A 19,051-nucleotide genomic window follows, 5' to 3' on the forward strand; every position below is an offset into this window, starting at 1 on the left:
CCTCATACGCGAGCAGTCACATCCGGCTCTCGACGGGTTGCATGCCGACTCCGATCCGCCTGCGCACCCGGTCGACGAAGTCGAGCGTGTCGACGGCCTTCTCCGAATCGCCGGTCTGGTGATATAGATCGGCGGCGACTTCCAGGTTCTCCAGGGCCTCGGTGTTGCTGCCCTGCTGGAGCAGCGCGAACGCGAGACTCGTGAGCTCGGCGGCCAGACCGTGATCATCCTTGCCCTCGAGGAATGCCTCCAGGGCGAGGGTGTGCAGCTGTACAGCCTTGTTCCACTTGCCCTGCTGCTGGCGTACAAGGGCCATGTTGCCCAAGGTCATCGCCTCACCACGGAGGTCTCCCAGACGCCGGAAGATACCCAGAGCCTCCTGCTGCGCAGTGAGAGCCGTTTCGAACTCTCCGGCAGCGATCAGCGTGCCGCCGAAGTTGGACAGCTCGACTGCTCTCTCATGGGGCATGAGCAGGCCGTCGGTCATGTTGAGCGCGCGTTTGTGCAGGTCCACGGCCTGCTCGGCCTTGCCGTCGTCGCGCGTCGCCTTGGCGAGGCCGCCCAGAGCCTGGGAGTAACCGCGCAGGTCGCCTTGTTTCCGGAAGATCTTCGCGGCCTTGCGGAGGGCGTGCGAGGCCTCCTCCGCACGGCCCAGCTCGGTCAGTGTCTCGCCGGTGTTGCTCAGTGCGCGCGCCACTCCGATCCGGGAACCGGCGCGCTTGAACAACTGCGCGGCTTCGGTGTGGGTTGCCACTGCCTCTTCGAACTTGCGCTGCTCATGGAGCGAGAGCCCGAGGTTGTTCAGCGCGCTGGCCAGGGCCTGGCGCTTTTTCAGCCTCCGGCAGATCTTGATGGCCCTGTAGTGCGTGCGAACCGATTTGCGCAGCTTGCGCATGTCCAGCAGCACCACACCGAGGGAACTCAGCAGTGCAGCCTCGCGAAAACTGTCCTTGCGCTTTCGGCTCGACCGGATCCCCGCGGTCAATACCCGCCCGGCATCATCCAGGTATCGCGTCTCCGTCAGGAATTTTGAGATGGGCACGGCCAGGGCCACACACATCAGATCGTCGCCGGCCTTGTGAGCCCAGATGGCAGCCGCGACGAGGGTGCGTCGCTCGGCCTCCAGCCACTGCAGCGCCGCGCGCCGATTGGCGAAGAGGGGCTCCTCCCTGGGCCGCAGTGCCACAGGATCGAAGAGCGATTCACACGCCAGCGTGGTCATCTTGTGGAAGTGGACGAGCAGACGCATAAGACCCTCGCCCCAGGAGTCATTGTCCGCCCTGAGCCGCTCCCGGGAGTAGAGGCGCACGAGACTGTGCTGCTGCCAGCGGCCGTAAGGTTCGCGTGGCTCGACCAGGTGCCGGCGGGCCAGGTCCAGCAGGAGCCGTTCGGTTTCCTTGACGCTCTCGCCGTACAACTGGGCCGCGGCCTCGGTGGAGAAGTCCGGTCCGGGATGCAGAGACATCAGCCGGAAGAGCTTGGCCTGGCCTTCGGCGAGCCTTCGGTAGGACAGTTCGAAGGCCGCGGTCACGGCGCGTTCCTCCCGGCTCAGCACGGAGAGTCTGGAGTGCGTGTCCTCGAGGTCTCGGCGGAGGTGGGACAGGGGCCGGGCCGGCACGTCCACGAGCAGGGACGCTAGGATGCGCAGGGCCAGCGGCAGACCGCCGCACAGTGTGACGAGCCGGTCGGCCTCGTCGGCCTCGACCGCCACCCGCGAGTCCTCGGGCAGAGCAGTGCGGAGGGCGTCGCCCAGCAGCTCCCGCCCCTCGTCGGCGGGCAGCTCCCGCAAGGTCAGCGCCAGGGCGTCCAGTTCTGCGAGGGAGTGCCGCGAGGACACCAGCGTGGCCGTGCTCCCGTCACTCGGCAGGAGATGGCGGATCTTGTCGGTGGCCGGTACGTCGTCCAGAACGACCAGGACCCGTCGCCCGGCGGCGGCCAGCGCGTCGAGCGCGGAACGGTAGACGACCACGCGTTCCTCGATCCCGGGAGGAATGTGTTCCGGGGGGATGCCCAGCGCCCGCAGGAGGGTGTCGAGCGCCCGCTTCGGTGACACCTTGCGCTTCGCGTCGTAGCCGTGCAGATCGACGAAGAGAACGCCACCGGGGAACCAGTTCTCTTCCCGCAGCGCTCGGTGGGCGGCCTGGAGCACGAGTTCGGTCTTGCCCGTACCGGCGAGCCCGGTCACCACCACAGTGCCGACTGTCTCGCCAGGCGCCGCCGGTGCCAAGGCCGCGAGGACTTGCTCCAGTTGGGTGCGGCGCCCCGCAAAGGTCGCCGACTGCCGGGGAAGTCCGGCCAGCGCGGGATCCGGGCGGTCCGGGAGCGTCAGGGTGACGGTCCGCCCCTGGACGACGACACCGAAGAACACTCCTCCGCTGATGTGGTTCTCGGTTCTGTCGGTCATTCCCCAGCCTGCCGGTGCCGGGTGACGGCCCTGCTGAAGGCGAGGACCTCGGCCGTGGTGAACATGCTCCTGTTTTCCTCGGTGACCACGTACCCGACCTCACGCCAGGCATGGAGGAACGCGGGATCGATGCCTATCTCGACCGCCCGCTCTGCCATGTCCAGCATCATGTCGTCGAAGTACTCCTTGGTGAGGCGGGTGGGCTCGTCGGCGTCGGGATCGAAGAACAGCGGGTCGCCCGGCCCCGGCTCACGGCCGAACTTCTCCCGGAAGGCGTCCAGTTGGCCGTCCATGGCTACCTTCAACTCCTGTCCATGTGGGGTGTCGGTCGAGATCCGCACCACGGAACTGCCGTCCGCGTTCCAGATGCGCTCAACGGGACGGTCGAACTGGCGGCGCCTGGCCGCCGTCCCGCCGGACTTCTTGCGGACCTTGTGCAGCACCGCCTCGCGCACGGTCTCACGCCGCTCGGCCCATCGCTCGTCCGACTCCTCCTGTATGCCGACCGTGCCGTCGACGCTGTCCGTCTCCTCGAGACCGGCGGCACTCTCGCGAGCGGCGGCGCTCAGGCGCATTCTGGCGTGCATGCCCACCCAGTCCAGCAGGTCCGGGGTGATTGCTGTTTCCCGCGTGGACACTTCCGGAATGCCCAGCTCGAAGGCCAGGCGCGGCAGGGCGAGACCGGGAGAGCTGGTCCAGATCAGGGCCTCCGAGGGGATCGGCTCGGTGAAGGCGGGTACGGCGAAGAGATGCCCGAGGGCGTCCGCGACGGACATCTCCAGCTTGGGAGCGACAAGGAGGATGTCGAGCACCGGTACCAGCGCCGATGCCTCGTCCAGGGAGAGAGCCCACACCGAGGCATGTTCGCCCATGTCCTGGATAAGCTCGCCGGGCTTCGCCATGAGCGCCGCGTACAAGGCCGGCAGCAACACTCCGGATTCCTCCTTCACCGGCAGCCCGGCGTCATGGAACCGGCGCAGCCCGTCGCGGAGAATGGCCTGAGGAGTGTCATCGGCCCACGACTCCTCCTCCGTGTCCTTCCAGAACCGCCTGACCCGCTTCTTCGCGTCCTCCGGTGGGTCGGGAAGCCGCAGATCCAAAGACGGCCCGAAGACCGCGCGGCAGCCCTGGAGGGCCGCCTTGGGCAGCAGCCGCCGAGGGAGGTGGCGCTGATCGAGTCCGGCCGCTTCAAGCCGACCGGTGAGCGCCAGCATCAGTTCCCCGTCGTTCACCGGGATCTCCAGCTCTTCGCTCGCTGAGACTGCCTCGCGGACGAAGCGCTGGATGCCTTTGCCGTGCACGGTGCCTCGCAGCAGACGCAGCCACGCGTCACGAGCATTGGCGAATTCGAACTCGTTACTAAAATCTCCGGGCCAGACCGTTCCCAGGAACAGCGCGTCCAATGGGTCGGTCTCCTGGTACCAGCCCGGACCGGTCCCCTCCTGCTGGGCATATCCCAGCGCCCCGTAACCGAACGCGTAGGCACCGGCCAGGCTGAGCTTGCCTGGTGCGTTCGAGCGCACCAGTCGCCCGAGCGCCTCCTCGCCGAGTGCTCGCGGGCCACCACCGTCCGTGACTCCAGCTAAGGTGCTCGAGGCCGCTCTCCGTGCCTGCTGTCCCTGCTTCTTCCTTGATGCTTTGCCCACATCGCCCTCCCAGGTGCAAGGATGACGCATTGAATGGGACTCGACCGTGATATCCCAGGAAACCTCGACAAGCGCCCTTTCCGTTGCCAAACGACCAGTGTCGCGCATCCCGAGCGGATCCGGACCGGGGAACTTCCTGGGGCGTAGGTGGATGTGGCGAGGGCACCCGGGTGCTATGACCGCTGAGACGGAAAGTACGGGAAGAACCGGGCCGGGCAGAGCCGCGCGGGTGGGCATGTCCATGGGTATACCGACGGGTATGTCGTTGGGAAGATCCGTACGTAGGTTTGTGCGCAGGCCGGTACGCAAGCCGGTGCGCAAGCCCGTGGGCAGCTCGGCGCGCGGATCGGAGCGTCGTCGGTCCTGGGGCCGGGCCGTGCTGCGGATCCTTGTTGTGGGCGTGGCTCTGGTCGCGCTGGTGGTTTTCTCCGCCGTGCTGGCCAGGCTGACGCTGACGCCGTCACCCGCGTCCGCGGAGATCGCGGGGGCCAATCTGCGGCCGGGACGGTCGCTGCGGCAGTATCTGGAGGACTACACCTTCCTCGCCGCGTGCAAGCAGATCGGCGGCAATCTGCTGCTGGGCGCGCCTTTCGGGCTGCTGCTTCCGGTGCTCGTACCGCGCAGGATGCGCGTGGTGCGAGTGGTGCTGCTCACGGCGGTGGTGATGGTGCTGGTGGAGCTGGCCCAGGGCGCGGTGGTCGAAGGGCGTGCCTTCGATGTGGACGATGTGATCCTGAACACAGGCGGCGCGCTGATCGCGTATCTGCTCGTGGGCCGGCGGATCGGCCGGCGGTTCCGCGCGCTGGAACCTGTGAGCGGTCCGTCGGTGAAGCCCGTGAAGCCGGTGAAGCCGGTGAAGCCTGCGAAAGGTAAATCCACCGGCTGACCAACCGGCTGATCCACGGTGTCATGCGGTTCGTGTACGGAATCGTTGTCCACATACTTGAAAAGCGTGCGGAGTGTCACTACCTTCCCCGGATTGAAAGCGGCACCAGCGTTCCACCACCGCCGAGGAAGGCACTTCGCCCATGAAGAAGCCCTTGAGCCGCCGCACATTCCATCAACTCGCCGTAACTCCGCTGCTCACGGCCCCGGCCGTGCTGCGGCCCGCCACCGCCTCCGCCTCCACCGGACGGCCGGCGCCGGCGCCGCGCGCCGAGACCGTACGGGCCATGCGCCGGGCCGTCGCGTTCATGGACGGGACCGTCTCCTACAGAGGTGGCTACGTCTGGAACTATCTGCCCGATCTCTCCGTCACCTGGGGCGAGATGGAGGCCAAGCGCACCATGTGCTGGGTCCAGCCGCCCGGTACGCCGTCCGTCGGGCACAGCATGCTCGACGCGTACCACGCTACCGGCGAGGAGGTCTGCTACCGGGCCGCCGAGCGCACCGGTCTCGCGCTCGTCGCGGCCCAGCTTCCCGTCGGCGGCTGGAACTACATCCATGACTTCGCCGGTGAGGAGTCCCTGCGCGACTGGTACGCGACGATCGGCGCCAACGGCTGGCGTCTTGAGGAGTTCCAGCACTACTACGGCAACGCCACCTTCGACGACGCGGGCACCTCGTCCGCCGCCCAGTTCATCCTGCGGCTGTACGCGGAGCGCCGCGATCCGCGCTTCAAGCGCTCGCTCGACCGCGTCATCGGCTTTCTGCTCGCCTCGCAGTTCAAGGGCGGAGCCGCCGACGGCGGCTGGCCGCAGCGCTTCCCGGCGTTCCCGGGATCGGTCAGCCGTACGCCCTGGCCCGAGAAGCGTCCGCCGTGGCTGCCGGCCGGTGTACGGCACGGCATGGAGGACGGTGAGTACACCCAGCACGTCACCTTCAACGACGACGTCCTCGGCGAGAACATCAAGTTCCTGCTGATGTGCGTGTCGACGCTCGGGCGCCGCGATCTGATCGGTCCCGTCGTACGGGCGATGGAGTGTCTGCGCCGGATGCAGCAGCCAGGACCGCAGGCGGGCTGGGGCCTTCAGCATCTCTCCCGCGCCAAGGGCGGCCGGCCCGCCGGAGCGCCGGCGGGAGCCCGCTCGTACGAACCGCGCGCCCTCGCCACCCACACCACCCAGACCAATGTCCAGCAGCTCTTCCACTACTTCCGGCTGACCGGCGACCGCGCGTATCTGCGCCGGGTGCCCGAGGCCCTCGACTGGCTGGAGAGCTGTCGGCTGACGAGCGATCAGACAGCCGAGAATCCGCTGCTGGCCGGCCGTACGCATCCGACCTTTGTCGAACTCGGTACGAACCGGGCGCGGTTCGTCCATCGCTTCGGCTCCAACATCCGCAACGGCGCGTACTACAACGACTACGACCACAAGGACACGCTCAGCCACTACTCGGCGGGCCGCTCCGTCGACCTGGCCGGTCTGCGCGCGACGTACGAGGAGCTGGCCGCGCTGACTCCGGCCCAGATCGCCGAGCTGCGTGCCCGGTCGCCGCTGTCGCCCGCCGACGCGCACGGCGGGCGCATCCCGCTGCCGCGCTACTTCTCGCCGCGCGATCTGCAACTGTCCGATCTGCTCCGGGACGCGCCGCTGCCTCTGCCGGTGGTGACGGACACGGAGGCGGCGGCGCTCGTGGCCGGGCTCGGGACGCGGGACCACTGGCTGACGCCGATGGACGCGGTCACCAACCCGTACGGAGGGCCGGGCTCGACCGAGCCGTACGACGGCAGGGCGTATATGAGCAAGCATGTCGGCGATACGCGCGACACCTCGCCGTACGGCCCCAAGGATCCGCCGCTGGAGCCGCCGTACCGGCCCGCCGAGCCGCCGCTGTGCATCAGCTCGGCCGCGTATGTGGCGAACATGGCCAAGCTGATCGGGTATGTGGCCGTGCCCTGACGCTGATGTGACGGCTTCTGCGTCGGCTGCGCCGTCTCCGCCCGTCTACGCCGGGTCGTCGGCCAGTTCGGCGACTCCGGTGATCCGGTGCAGCGGATACGTACGGACCTCGTCCGCGGTGTGGTCGTACGCCGTCACATAGCCGCCCTCCACCCGCACCGGAGCGATGACGCGCTGGCTGGCCGCGCCGTCCGCGTTGACGTAACCGATCCAGACCGCCGAGCCCGTCATGGCGGCGGCCTGGACGGTCGCGAGGGTCTCGGCCGAGGTCGTACGGGGCAGTTCGCCGTTCCCGGCGGCGGCGGACGCGGCTGCGGCGGCGACCGCCGCGGCCGAGAGAGGCGCGGACGGCTCCGGCACCTGGACCGGCTTGCGGACGACCGTCGCCGCCAGGTCTCCCGCCTTGATCGCCCGTACCGCCGCGCCGAGCAGCGTCGCGTCCGGCACCGGCGGCCCGTCCGGGACCGGCGCGGGCGCGGTCCTGGGCGGAGTGCGGTGGGCATGGGCGCGGGTGATCATCACATCACCCTCGGCGGACTCGGCGGCGGGCGCGAAGCCCATGGTGCGCAGCCCGTCGAGCAGCGTCGTGGGATCGGCGTGGGCGGACAGGACGGTCGGCGCGAGACGGCGCAGCCGCAAGCCCTGCGACCGCTTGTCGGCGAGGATCTCGTCCAGTACGGCTTCGTCGTCGCAGCGTACGTACGCGGAGGCCGAACCGACCCGGAGATGGCCGTGCTTGCGCGCCACATCGTCGATGAGATAGGCGAGCGGCTGCGGAACGGGCGTACGGCTGTGGGCTCTCAGGAAGTCATGCAGATCGGAGGCCGACTGCCCGGCGTCGAGCGCGCGCCGCACGGACCCGGGTGTGAACCGGTAGACGGTCGCGCCGCCCTTGGACTCGACATCGGCGGCGATGGAGAGCAGCTCGGCGAGCGGGCGCAGGAGCGGGCCCGGAGCGACGGCGGTGAGATCGGCCTGGAGCAGGACATGGTCGAGCGGCTCCGGCAGCAGCGGCGCGAGCGCGGCGGCGGCACGGCGCCCGGCGGCGGTGAGCTCGGCGCCGGTGTGTACGCCGCTGGTGCGTACGGCGTCGTCCGCCGTGCGTGGGCCCATACCCATACCTGTGTCACCACCTGTGCGCGGGCTGCCGAGACCTGCTTCAGCCGCCGCGCGCGGGCCACGGCCGTCGGGAGACACCGGTGAGGTTGGTGGCATTCGCGTCAGCAGCGCCCGGCCGTGCGACGAGATCGCGCCCCGGCCGGTGACGCCCAGCATCTCGGCCTCGTTCAGCGTCCAGGCCGCGAGCCGTGAGCGCAGATCGTCCGACCGCCCGGCGGAGGACGCGCCGCGCAGCGGACGCTCCCAGCGCAGCCGGGCCAGCAGCGATTCCGGATCGGGCGCCGTGCCCTCGGGGAGCGTGGCGAGGAGCTCCAGGATCCGCCGCCGTACCTCGGGCGCCGGGCCGCGGTCCAGGTCCGGGCCGAGGACCGCGAGCGTACGGCCCTTGCTGTCCTGGCTGCCAACCAGGCCCGCCGTACGGGTCGCCGTCAGCCAGGCGGTGGCGAGCCGGGCCCAGCGCTCGGGCGAGGACAGTTCTTGCCAGTCGTCGTACGCGGGCGTCGGCGCGTACCGCTCGTCCGGTTCGCCGTCCGTGGCCAGCAGCCCTGCCGTGTAGGCGAGTTCGACCCAGAAGGCGGCCACGGACTCGGAGACGTCCAGGGCGGCGGCGGTGCGCTTGAGATCGCGTACGGAGAGCCCGCCGGCGCGCAGGACGTTGGGACCGCCCTCGTTCCAGTCCTTGGACAGCTCCTCGATGGTGGCGAGCGCGGTGTACGCCTGGCCGGCGGCCGTACTGTCCACCACGTGTGAACGGTTTCCGGCGCCTGCCGAGCCGGACAGCGGGCCGCCTGCCAGGCCGCCCGCGGAGCTGCCTGCGAGGCCTCCCGCCGATCCGCCCGCTGTGTCGGACGTACGAGGCGCGACATCGGGCGCGACGGGCTCCGGCGTACGGTGCGCGCGCCCGGCGCGCAGATGCAGCGCGGCCTCGCGCGGCAGTACGACGGTACGGGTGGTCGCGGGCAGCAGCAGCCCTCGGTCCCGCAGCCACTGCACGGGCGGCGTCGGGCTCGATGTGACCTCTCCGTATGGCGGTCCCCACACCAGCCGGTCCAGCACCGACAGCGCCTCCATCGGCGCGGTGTCGAGCAGGGCGGCCATCCGGGTGCGGTCGGTGAAGAGCGCGGTCAGCGAGGCGACGGCGGAGACGGGATCGTGTGTGGAGGGCAGCCGGGCGGCGGCCAGGATCTCCTGGAGCCGGCCCGGCGACATACCGGTGGTGGCTTCGGCGACGGTCGGTCCGAGACCGGTCGGCGACGGGTGGGTGGGCGACGGCGCGAGGAGCTCACGGGCGGTACGGACCAGCCGCAGCCGGTCGTCACCGCCCCAGATCAGGGCCCGGTCACGGAGTGTACGTACGGCGCCGGGCAGCGCGGCCTCGATCCGCGCGTCGCCCTCGTCGCCGGTCAGCAGCGCGCGGAGCGTGTCGTACGGCGCGGGCTCGGGCGCGACGGCCAGGGCCTCCGCGGTCTGGAGCGTGAATCGGTCCAGCCGTTCCAGGGCCCGTACGACGGAGGCACGGGTGCCCGCGCGTGTCGCGAGCTGCGAGAGATCGCTCGGTACGGGAGTGAGCAGATCGGGCCGGGCGCGCAGCAGAGCGGCCAGGGAGTCGTCGCTCTGGGTACGCAGGGCCTCCGCGAGCGTCCGCGGTGGCGTACCGCCGGTTCCTTCGGGCACGTGCGCCTCCTGCTCAGCCTTCGCGGTTCCCCATCCGTTCCACGTTAGCCCCTGAGAGGCGCTCCGCCCGCGCCGCGGGGCCCGGGGTCGGCGGCGGGTGTGATGCCGAGTCTGCTTCGTACCTTCTCCGTACCGGGCGTACGGCGCGCGTGTTCGGGGTGGACGTTCGGGGATGACTCCGACACCATCGCGTGTGGCGGTGAGCGCTTGTCGCTTGTGCGGAGGACTGTGTGGGGATCGAGAGCGACCAGCTCGTCTACGACTACCTGAGCCGGGTCGGGGACGCGGCGCAGCAGCGGCAGCTCCCGTCGGGAGACCGGATGCGGCTGGTGTCGACGCTGCGGAACGAGATCGACCGGCAGCGCGGCAGATCGGGCGCGGACAGCCCGGCGGCCGTCCGCCGCATCCTGGGGCGGCTGGGGACGCCGGACGCGGTGGTGGATGCGGCGTCGTCGGACGGCGAGCGCCGCCGGGGCGCGGCCGAACCGGAGGAGCCACGGCCGGCTGTGCCGGAGCAGCGGAGGACGGAGCCGGTGCTCTTGGGGGAGGGGCTGGAGGAGGACCTGGGGGAGGGGGCGGGGCGGGAGTCTGGGCGGGGGCCGGGGCCCGTGCTTCCGGAGCAGCGGACGGGCCCACGGCCGCCGTCCTTCGGCGAGCCGGACTGGTGGCGGATCGAACTGGGCCCGATGGACGCGGGCGCGAGCGACCGGGGAATCCTGGCGGGGATCGAGATCCCGGAGATACTCAAACCACCGCCGGAGGATCCGGAGGAGGTCGGTGACGGGGACGAGGCGGCGGAGGGGACGGCCCGGAGCGGCTGGCGCGCCTGGCGCACGCGGCTGCGACGCGGGGGTGCCGAGGGCGACGGAGCGAAGAAGGCTGGCGGAGCGAAGAAGGCCGACGGTCCGAAGTCCGGTCGGCCGAAGGGCGGCGGCTCGAAGCCTGCCGGACTCTCCAATCCGTTCCTGCTGCTGGCCGCCGCACTGCTGGTCGTGGGCGCGGTCGCCGGTTCCTGGCTGGCCCTGGCCGGCGGCTGGCTCCTCGCCTACGCCTCCCGCACGCTCTCCCGAGCCGAGGCGAAATGGGCGGTCTTCGGCCTCCCGGGCATCTCGGCGGCAGGCGGCCTGATCTGGCTCTGGGGCCGCATGGACGGCCGCTGGGGCGAACCGATCCCGGACACAGGCATGGCGGAAGCGCTCTCAGGGGTCTGGCCGGTGGTACTCCGCACAGCGGCGGTGACGTCGGCGCTGTACCTGGTGTGGCGGGCACGGCGGAGGTAGGGGGCTGGCTTCGGCCGGTGGGTGGTCTGCGCAGGAGTGGAATGGGGCTTCTGGGCTTGGCTCAGCGTCGGACGGCCGGTGGGTGGTTGGGGTTCAGTCCCGCTGTGAGGGTGGGGCCGTTGTCTGCGGGTCAGGACCGAGAGGTAGTCGTGGTGGACCGGCAGGTCCTGTGCCACGGGGGGCTGCCCCTTGAGGTTTGAGTTTCGCGATTCCGGGCCGGGCGTCAAGGGCGCTCCTTCGTCGCGTCGCTGCGCGATGGGCTGCGCCCACCCTTGACTCCCGTCCCTCCATCGCAAGTGCAGGCATGGGAGGGGCGGCCCGGGGGAGGGGTCCCCGGGGAGCTCACTTGTGGGCCCCGTTTCTTTCCGGCCTGCGGGCCGGTGGTTGGTCTGCGCACCAGTGGAATGGGGCTTCTGGGCTTGGCTCAGCGGCGAACGGCCGGTGGGTGGTTGGGGTTCAGGACCGCTGTGGGGGTGGGGTTGTTGTCTGCGGGTCAGGACCGAGGGGTAGTTGTGGTGGGCCGGGTGGTTTGGTGTGACGTGGGGGCCGCCCCTCTGTTTTTGATTGTGGCGGGGTCGTGCCGGGCGTCAAGGGCGCTCCTTCGTCGCGTCGGCAAGCCGATGACCTTCGGTCACCCTTGACCCCCGTCCCGCCCCCGCTGAAGGAAGGTGGGAGGGGCGGCCCGGGGGAGGGGTCCCCGGGGAGCTCAGATATGGGTGCCGGTCTCTTTCCGGCCTGCGGGCCGGTGGGTGGAGTGCGCGGCAGTGGAATGGGGCGGCCCGGCACCGGCTCAGCGTCAGGCCGTCCGCTGTTTGCTGGGGTTCAGGACCGTGTCTGAGATTCGTGTCCGAGTGGCACCCCGGGCATCAGCCCATCCCATCCGCCTGGCCAGGGGCCCGGTGGAGCGGCAGGCCGGTGTCCGTCCGCTTCTCGCGTCTGCAGGACGCAAGAGGCCGTCGGATGGCCCTCGGGTCGGGATGAGTGGATGGCGGACATCGATCGATGCCCCATATGCCCCTGTTCGACTGCCCGTTGAGGGTCCCTGAGGTCGGTCTTGTGTCCTGGGTAGCGATAGGCCGTCCTCAGGACGTATCGACGGCCCGCACGGGCCCACTTCCCTCCCGGACAGCCCCACCCACCCCACCACCCACACAGCTCAGACACGGGACTGAACCCCAACCGACAGACGGGCCGTCTGACGCTAAGCAGGGCCCAGAAGCCCCATTCCACTGGTGCGCACTCCACCCACCGGGCCGCAGGCCGGAAAGAAACAGGCACCCGGAACTGAGCCCCCCCGGGGACCCCTCCCCGGGCCGCCCCTCCCATGCCTGTACTTGCGATGGAGGGTCGGGGGTCAAGGGTGACCGGAGGTCATCGCGCAGCGACGCGACGGAGGAGCGCCCTTGACGCCCGGCCCGGAGTCGCGAAACTGAAACCTCAAGGGGCGGCCCCCACGTGGCACAGGACCTGCCGGTTCGGCCCGACTACCTCTCGGTCGTAACCCGCACCCGACAACCCCACCCCAGCAGCGGTCCTGAATCTCAACCAACAGCCGACGGTCAAACGCTAAGCCGGGCCCAGAAGCCCCATTCCACTGCCGCGCAGACCACCCACCGGCCCGCACCCGACAACCCCGCCCCCCTACGCCCCCGCCACCCCGCCCTACGCCCCCGCCCCCCGGCCGAACGGCGCTCCCGGGATTACCAGTGGTGAGCCCGTCACCGGGTCCGGGATCACCACTGCGTTCAGGCCGAAGACCTCGCGTACCAGCTCCGCCGTCACCACCTCGCCCGGCGTGCCCTCCGCGACTATGCGGCCCGACTTCATCGCGACCAGGTGGTCGGCGTAGCGGGCCGCCTGGTTGAGGTCGTGGAGGACGATCACGACCGTACGGCCCTGCTCGTGGTTGAGCCGGCGCACCAGGTCGAGGACCTCCACCTGGTGCGCGATGTCCAGGAAGGTCGTCGGTTCGTCCAGGAGCAGCAGATCCGTCTCCTGGGCCAGGGCCATCGCGATCCACACGCGCTGGCGCTGGCCGCCCGAGAGTTCGTCCACCGGACGGTCGGTGAGCTCCGTCACCGCCGTACGGGCCATCGCCTCGGTCACCGCGCGCTCGTCCTCGTCCGACCACTGCTGCCACCAGTGCTGGTGCGGCTGGCGTCCGCGCGAGACCAGGTCCGCGACCGTGATCGCCTCCGGCGCGACCGGTGACTGCGGCAGCAGTCCGATCGACCGGGCGACGCTCTTCGTCGGGATCTTCGCCAGCTCCTCGCCGTCCAGCAGCACCGAGCCGCCGCGTGGCTTCAGCAGCCGGCCCAGCGCGCGCAGCGTCGTCGACTTGCCGCAGGCGTTCGGGCCGACGATCACGGTCACCTGCCCGTCCGGGACGGCCAGTTCGAGCTCGTGCACGACCGTGCGGTCCTCGTACGCGAGCGTCAACTCGCGGGCCATGAGCCTGCTCATACGGTCCCTCCCTTTCGTACACCCGCCGAGCCCGCACCCGCGCCCACCGCACGGCTCCGGACGATCAGCCAGATCAGATACGGCGCGCCCACCGCCGCCGTCAGCACGCCCACCGGCAGCTCCGTCGGCGACAGCAGCTTCCGGGCCAGCAGATCGGCCAGTACGACGATCACCGCGCCCAGCAGCGCCGAACACAGCAACGGGATCTGCGCGGTACGGGTCATCCGCCGGGCGATCTGCGGTGCCAGCAGCGCCACGAAGTCCACCGGGCCCGCCGCGCCCGTCGCGACCGACGCCAGCACCACACCGAGCAGTACGAGGCCCAGCCGGACGCGGCCGAGCCGTACACCCAGCGCGGTCGCCGTGTCGTCGTCCATCGACACCGTGCGCTGCGCGTACGCCGCCCACAGCATCGCGGGCAGCAGCGCCAGCAGCAGCCACCCGAGCGGCGCGGCCTCGTCCCAGCCGCGCCCGTTGAGCGAACCGGTCATCCAGACCTGCGCCTGCTGGGCGACCAGATAGTCGCCCTTGGTCAGGAAGAGTGTGGTGACGGAGCGCAGCGCGATCGCGAAACCGATCCCGATGAGCACGAACCGCGTCGCGTGCAGCCCGCCGCGCCAGGCGAACACGTACACCAGCGCCGCCGCCAGGATCCCGCCCGCGACGGAGAGATACGGCAGCACGGCGAACGAGGTGACACCGAAGGTCATCGCACCGACCGTGAGCGCGCTCGCGCCCTGGCTGATGCCGATGATGTCGGGGCTCGCCAGCGGATTGCGGGCGACGGTCTGGATCAGCGCGCCCGCGACACCGAACGCGAGCCCGACGAACAGCCCGGTCACCATGCGCGGCAACCGCAGTGTGCCGACGACGAGTTCGTCCGCCGACGGCTGCCCGCCGAGCACCTTCACCACCTCGGAGGGCGGTACGAAGCTCTCGCCGACGCTCAGATACGCGACGCACACGGCCGCCAGCGCGACGGCGAGCGCGAGCGCCACCGCCGCCGCCCGCCGGTGCAGCAGGAACGTGCCACGGCCGATCCGTACGCGCGTGTATCCGGCCGGCCGCACGCCGCCGGTCCGGCCGCCGGTGGCCCGGGTGTTCGTCACGGTCGGAGCCGTCACGCCGGCACCGCCTTCCTGCGTACGAGCGCGACCAGGAACGGCACACCGAGGAGCGCCGTCATCACACCCGCGGGCACCTCGCTCGGCGGGAAGACGATCCGGCCGATCACATCGGAGACCAGCAGCATCACGGGCCCGATCAGCGCGGCCATCGGAAGCAGCCAGCGGTGGTCCGTGCCGACGATCGCGCGGGCGATATGCGGAACGGCCAGCCCGACAAAGGCGATCGGTCCCGCCGCCGCGACGCCCACGCCGGTGAGTACGGTCGCGCCGAGGCCGCCCAGTACGCGTACGGCCGCCACATTCTGGCCCAGTCCCTTCGCCATGTCCTCGCCGAGCGCCAGCGCGTCGAGACCGCGCGCCACGGAGACCACCAGCACGGTGCCGATGAGCAGGAACGGCCAGATCTGGCCGACGACTTCGGTGTCCCGGCCCGCGATCGAACCGACCTGCCAGAAGCGGAACTCGTCCAGCGTCGCCGCGCTGGTGGTCAGTACGCCCATCGTCACCGAGACGAGCAGCGCGTTGATCGCGGCGCCGCCCAGGGCGAGTTTGACGGGAGTCGCGCCGCCGCGCCCGCCGGAGGCGATCGCGTACACCGCCACCGACGCGATGCCCGCGCCCGCGAACGCGTACCAGACATAGCCGCTGAGGGTGTGCACTCCGGCGAACGCGATGGCCAGTACGACACCGACGGAGGCGCCCTGGCTGATACCGAGGATGCCCGGATCGGCGATCGGATTGCGGGTGATGCCCTGGAGTACGGTGCCGGCGAGCGCGAGCGCCGCGCCGACCATCAGCCCGATCAGCGTGCGCGGTACGCGCAGTTGACGGACGACCTCGGCGTCGTCGCCGTGCCCTCCGCGCAGCAGCGCGTCGACGACGGCGGAGGGAGGGACGGCGCGCGCGCCGACGGCGAGGCTCAGCAGGACCGCGAGCAGCAAGGCCGCGACGGCAGCCGCCGTCCAGCCGATACGGCGGGCGACCAGGGCACGTCTGGCGCTGTGGACCGGCAGGGCGGCGGCTGACATCGGGACCAATCGGAACGGGTACGGGCGGGACGCGTACGGGCAGGACGGGCTGGACGGGCAGGGCAGGCGGGACGAACGAAACACGTCGCGGAACAGCCGGTACGGCTGGTTAGGCTTGACTAAGTCTAAGCACCCGAATCAAGCCACCCGCGGGGCCCGGCCCGCATACGGCCCGAGCCCGGCCCGTACACCGCCCGCCTGGGCACAATGGCTCCCATGGCTTCCTCCACGGCTCGGCACGCACCCACCGTCGGCTTCGACCTCGATATGACGCTCATCGACTCGCGTCCTGGTATCCACGCCGTCTACCTGGCACTTTCCGCCGAGACCGGAGTGCGGATCGACGCCGATCTCGCGATCACCCGGCTCGGGCCGCCGCTCGAAGAGGAGCTGGCGCACTGGTTTCCCGAGGACCGGATCGAGGAGGTGGGCGACCGGTACAAGGAGATCTATCCCACAATCGCCATCGCGCCGACGCCCGCGATGCCCGGCGCCCGCGAGGCCGTCGCCGCCGTACAGGCGCTCGGCGGCCGGGCGGTCGTCGTCACCGCCAAGCACGAGCCCAACGCCAGACTCCATCTGAGCCACCTCGGTATCGAGCCGGACGAGGTCGTCGGATGGCTGTGGGCGGAGGCCAAGGCCGTGGCCCTGCGCGAACACGGCGCGACGGTGTACGTGGGCGACCACGTCGGCGATGTGCGCGGCGCGCGTACGGCCGACGCGCTCTCCGTCGCCGTACCGACCGGACCGTGCGACGAGGAGGAACTGCGGGCGGCCGGAGCGGATGTGATCCTGCCGGACCTGACCGCGTTCCCGGCCTGGCTGGAGGGTTACGCGAGCTATGCGACGGTGGAGGCCGCCGACCTGTCCTGACGGCCCGCCGACTTCGCCTGACGGCGCTGCGCCGCGATCGACCGCAGCACGCCCGCGCCCGCGATCAGGAAGCCCACGCCCATCAGCATGCAGACGGCATACGCGACGGACGGGAACGGCTCGGTCCCGAGGAACAGCGGTGCCACGGTGACCAGCGTCGCGATCGCGCCGACGATGAAGACGATCGCGCCGATACGGACCAGTCCGTCGCCGGGCCCGGCCTCGTCCGTGGTGCGGGGCGTGGCGCCGAGTGTGGCGGTGGGTACGGCGCCAGGTACTGAGGTGGATGCGGTGCCGAGTGGTGTGCGGGGTGCAGGAGTAGCAGTCACCTCACCAGGGTAGTTCCCAGCGGACAGCAGCGGACAGGAACCATCCGGCGACGTCTTGTCACCAGCCCCTGGACCATTAGCCTTGGGGGTGGCGGGTCTGTCGACCCGCTGTAGTGCTATCCAGAGCCGTTTTTGTGCGCGCCAGCGCCCCAACGAGTACGAGGACGAGGACAGACGTGCCTACCGGCAAGGTCAAGTGGTTCAACAGCGAGAAGGGCTTCGGCTTTCTCTCCCGTGACGACGGCGGCGACGTCTTCGTGCACTCAACGGTCCTCCCTGCCGGAGTCGACGCGCTCAAGCCGGGCCAGCGCGTGGAGTTCGGCGTGGTCGCAGGCCAGCGCGGTGACCAGGCGCTTTCGGTGACGATCCTCGACCCGACCCCCTCGGTCGCGGCGGCCCAGCGCCGCAAGCCCGACGAACTGGCCTCGATCGTCCAGGATCTGACGACGCTGCTGGAGAACATCACACCGATGCTGGAGCGTGGCCGCTATCCCGACAAGGTCCACGGCGCGCAGATCGCGAGCCTTCTGCGGGCGGTCGCGGACCAGTTGGACGTGTGACACAGGAAAGACGTGTGACACAGGAAATCGGTCGGATCGGATAAAACGCGATCAGACGAAACGCAATCAGACGAAACGCAACGCGTCACGGCCGAGGGGCGGTACGAGTCCCTCGGCCGCGGCACGCGTGAGCAGTCCGCGTACGGCCGCATAGCCGTCGACGCCCAGGTCCGCGGTGAACTCGTTGACGTACAGGCCGATGTGCTGGTCCGCCACCGCCGGATCCATCTCCTGGGAGTGCTCCAGGACATACGGGCGCGAGGCCTCCGGATCGTCCCACGCCATCCGGACCGACCTGCGTACCGACTCCGCCAGCAGCTGGAGCGCCTCGGTGCCCAGCGAGCGCTTCGCGATGATCGCGCCCAGCGGGATCGGCAGGCCCGTCGTGGACTCCCAGTGCTCGCCCATGTCGGCAAGGCAGTGCAGACCGTAATCCTGATAGGTGAAACGCGCCTCGTGGATGACGAGTCCGGCGTCCACCTTGCCGTCCCGTACCGCCGGCATGATCTCGTTGAACGGCAGGACGACCACCTCGCCCACTCCGCCCGGGACGACATCCGCCGCCCACAGCCGGAAGAGCAGATAGGCCGTGGAGCGCTCGCTCGGCACGGCGATGGTCCTGCCGGTCAGATCGGTGCCCGGCTCCCGGGTCAGTACGAGCGGACCGCAGCCGCGGCCCAGCGCGCCGCCGCACGGCAGCAGTGTGTACTCGTCCAGGACCCAGGGCAGCACGGCGTACGAGACCTTGAGCACGTCCAACTCACCGCGCTCCGCCATGCCGTTGGTGATGTCGATGTCCGCGAAGGTGACATCGATGTCCGGCGCGCCGGTCACCCGGCCATGGGCCCAGGCCTCGAAGACGAAGGTGTCGTTGGGGCAGGGCGAGTAGGCGATCCGCAGCGGCTGTACGGCGGTCATGACGGCTCCTCGAAGACTGGGGTGAGCAGCGTGAACGCGTACCGCAGCGCTTCCAGGGCCCGGCCGATCTCCCAGGAGTCGCGGTCGCGCGGTCCAACGGCGTTGGAGACGGCGCGGATCTCGACACATGGTACGGAGTGGACGGCGGCGGCCTCCGCGACACCGAAGCCCTCCATCGCCTCGGCCGCGGCGAGCGGATGGCGCGCGGTCAGCTCGGCGGCGCGGGCGGCGGTGCCGGTCGCGGTGGAGACGGTGAGGACGGGCGCGAGGAGCGTCCTGCTTCGCAGAGTGGTTCCGTCTCCGTCGGTGGTTCCGTCCGCCGGAGCGGCGTCCAGGAGCTTGGCGATACGGGCGGTCAGCTCCGCCGGAGGCCGGTGGACGCTGCGGCCGAAGCCCAGCTCCTCGACCGGCAGATAGCCGTCGGCGCTCTCGGCGCCGAGGTCGGCCGCGACGATCCTGTCCGCGACGACGAGCGAGCCGACCGGCGCGCGGTGCCGGAAGCCGCCGCCGATACCGGCCGAGATGACGAGATGGTACGGAGGATCGTACGGAGAGGCCGCCAGCGCCGTCGCCGTGGCGACCGCGGCGGCCGTCGGGCCGACTCCGCCGGCCAGGACGTCCACGACCGGTATCTGCACGGAGCCGGGCCTGGGCATGTACTGGGCGTGGCCCGTGATCTCGTAGCCACCGGTCAGTTCACGGACACCGCTGCCGGCGAACCGGTCGAGTCCCGCGGCGACGGAGTCCGCCTCCGCCGCCACCGCCGTTACGACAAGCACACGCATGGCGG

At 70.6% G+C, this 19,051-nt stretch carries 14 protein-coding genes; 5 read left to right on the top strand and 9 right to left on the bottom strand.

All coding sequences use genetic code 11. The features are described 5' to 3' along the window. Positions 1-16: 16 nt before the first annotated feature. Positions 17-2,404: a tetratricopeptide repeat protein gene (locus ACFV6H_RS03485; protein ID WP_385538117.1), complete on the bottom strand. Its 2,388-nt coding sequence runs from the start codon at positions 2,402-2,404 to the stop codon at positions 17-19. Beyond that, positions 2,401-3,927, bottom strand: a complete 1,527-nt coding sequence (locus ACFV6H_RS03490; RefSeq protein ID WP_385538120.1) for a hypothetical protein — start codon at positions 3,925-3,927, stop codon at positions 2,401-2,403. Before ACFV6H_RS03490 ends, ACFV6H_RS03485 begins: the two co-directional genes overlap by 4 nt. A gap of 499 nt (positions 3,928-4,426) precedes the next feature. On the opposite strand from ACFV6H_RS03490, the gene ACFV6H_RS03495 reads away from it, so the two are divergent. Further along, complete coding sequence (locus ACFV6H_RS03495) at positions 4,427-4,936, top strand: VanZ family protein (protein WP_385538930.1); 510 nt, start codon at positions 4,427-4,429, stop codon at positions 4,934-4,936. A gap of 142 nt (positions 4,937-5,078) precedes the next feature. Continuing rightward, complete coding sequence (locus tag ACFV6H_RS03500) at positions 5,079-6,890, top strand: pectate lyase (protein ID WP_385538123.1); 1,812 nt, start codon at positions 5,079-5,081, stop codon at positions 6,888-6,890. 45 nt (positions 6,891-6,935) lie between these two features. On the opposite strand, the gene ACFV6H_RS03505 is transcribed toward ACFV6H_RS03500, so the two are convergent. Beyond that, positions 6,936-9,683 carry a helicase C-terminal domain-containing protein gene (locus ACFV6H_RS03505; protein WP_385538126.1) on the bottom strand — a complete coding sequence of 916 codons (2,748 nt, stop codon included), beginning with the start codon at positions 9,681-9,683 and terminating at the stop codon, positions 6,936-6,938. Between the two features lie 230 nt (positions 9,684-9,913). Here ACFV6H_RS03505 and ACFV6H_RS03510 point away from each other — a divergent pair, with 230 nt between their 5' ends. Further along, positions 9,914-10,963, top strand: a complete 1,050-nt coding sequence (locus tag ACFV6H_RS03510; RefSeq protein WP_385538129.1) for a hypothetical protein — start codon at positions 9,914-9,916, stop codon at positions 10,961-10,963. A gap of 1,662 nt (positions 10,964-12,625) precedes the next feature. Here ACFV6H_RS03510 and ACFV6H_RS03515 read toward each other — a convergent pair. From ACFV6H_RS03515 to ACFV6H_RS03525, 3 genes are read right to left on the bottom strand one after another with little or no spacing between them, the layout of a single operon-like run. Continuing rightward, a complete protein-coding gene (locus tag ACFV6H_RS03515; RefSeq protein ID WP_385538132.1) occupies positions 12,626-13,426 on the bottom strand; it encodes an ABC transporter ATP-binding protein in 801 nt (266 codons plus the stop codon). Further along, positions 13,423-14,550, bottom strand: coding sequence for a FecCD family ABC transporter permease (locus ACFV6H_RS03520; protein WP_385538135.1), 1,128 nt, complete (start codon positions 14,548-14,550; stop codon positions 13,423-13,425). The genes ACFV6H_RS03515 and ACFV6H_RS03520 overlap by 4 nt, the downstream gene beginning before the upstream one ends. Then, positions 14,547-15,581, bottom strand: coding sequence for a FecCD family ABC transporter permease (locus tag ACFV6H_RS03525; RefSeq protein ID WP_385538138.1), 1,035 nt, complete (start codon positions 15,579-15,581; stop codon positions 14,547-14,549). Before ACFV6H_RS03525 ends, ACFV6H_RS03520 begins: the two co-directional genes overlap by 4 nt. Before the next feature lie 207 nt (positions 15,582-15,788). Here ACFV6H_RS03525 and ACFV6H_RS03530 point away from each other — a divergent pair, with 207 nt between their 5' ends. Beyond that, positions 15,789-16,454, top strand: a complete 666-nt coding sequence (locus tag ACFV6H_RS03530) for an HAD family hydrolase (RefSeq protein ID WP_385538141.1) — start codon at positions 15,789-15,791, stop codon at positions 16,452-16,454. Here ACFV6H_RS03530 and ACFV6H_RS03535 read toward each other — a convergent pair. Beyond that, entirely contained in the window at positions 16,421-16,657 is a 237-nt protein-coding gene (locus ACFV6H_RS03535; RefSeq protein WP_385538932.1) for a hypothetical protein, read from the bottom strand. The genes ACFV6H_RS03530 and ACFV6H_RS03535 overlap by 34 nt on opposite strands. A 302-nt stretch (positions 16,658-16,959) precedes the next feature. Between ACFV6H_RS03535 and ACFV6H_RS03540 the strand changes: the two genes are divergently transcribed. Beyond that, positions 16,960-17,343 carry a cold-shock protein gene (locus ACFV6H_RS03540; RefSeq protein WP_384779140.1) on the top strand — a complete coding sequence of 128 codons (384 nt, stop codon included), beginning with the start codon at positions 16,960-16,962 and terminating at the stop codon, positions 17,341-17,343. Positions 17,344-17,409: 66 nt separating this feature from the next. Here ACFV6H_RS03540 and ACFV6H_RS03545 read toward each other — a convergent pair whose 3' ends face one another. Together ACFV6H_RS03545 and ACFV6H_RS03550 are read right to left on the bottom strand one after the other, a co-directional pair. After that, a complete protein-coding gene (locus ACFV6H_RS03545; RefSeq protein ID WP_384779143.1) occupies positions 17,410-18,261 on the bottom strand; it encodes a 1,4-dihydroxy-6-naphthoate synthase in 852 nt (283 codons plus the stop codon). Further along, positions 18,258-19,046 carry a futalosine hydrolase gene (locus ACFV6H_RS03550; RefSeq protein ID WP_385538144.1) on the bottom strand — a complete coding sequence of 263 codons (789 nt, stop codon included), beginning with the start codon at positions 19,044-19,046 and terminating at the stop codon, positions 18,258-18,260. The genes ACFV6H_RS03545 and ACFV6H_RS03550 overlap by 4 nt, the downstream gene beginning before the upstream one ends. Between the last annotated feature and the right edge of the window lie 5 nt (positions 19,047-19,051).

Source organism: Streptomyces sp. NPDC059743 (assembly GCF_042732975.1).
In the GTDB taxonomy this organism is placed as follows: Bacteria; Actinomycetota; Actinomycetes; order Streptomycetales; family Streptomycetaceae; genus Streptomyces.

Coding starts and splice junctions, on each gene's coding strand:
- ACFV6H_RS03525 (WP_385538138.1), bottom strand. CDS start 15,581: ATGTCAGCCGCCGCCCTGCCGGTCCACAGCGCCAGACGTGCCCTGGTC.
- ACFV6H_RS03500 (WP_385538123.1), top strand. CDS start 5,079: ATGAAGAAGCCCTTGAGCCGCCGCACATTCCATCAACTCGCCGTAACT.
- ACFV6H_RS03515 (WP_385538132.1), bottom strand. CDS start 13,426: ATGAGCAGGCTCATGGCCCGCGAGTTGACGCTCGCGTACGAGGACCGC.
- ACFV6H_RS03545 (WP_384779143.1), bottom strand. CDS start 18,261: ATGACCGCCGTACAGCCGCTGCGGATCGCCTACTCGCCCTGCCCCAAC.
- ACFV6H_RS03530 (WP_385538141.1), top strand. CDS start 15,789: ATGGCTCCCATGGCTTCCTCCACGGCTCGGCACGCACCCACCGTCGGC.
- ACFV6H_RS03550 (WP_385538144.1), bottom strand. CDS start 19,046: ATGCGTGTGCTTGTCGTAACGGCGGTGGCGGCGGAGGCGGACTCCGTC.
- ACFV6H_RS03485 (WP_385538117.1), bottom strand. CDS start 2,404: ATGACCGACAGAACCGAGAACCACATCAGCGGAGGAGTGTTCTTCGGT.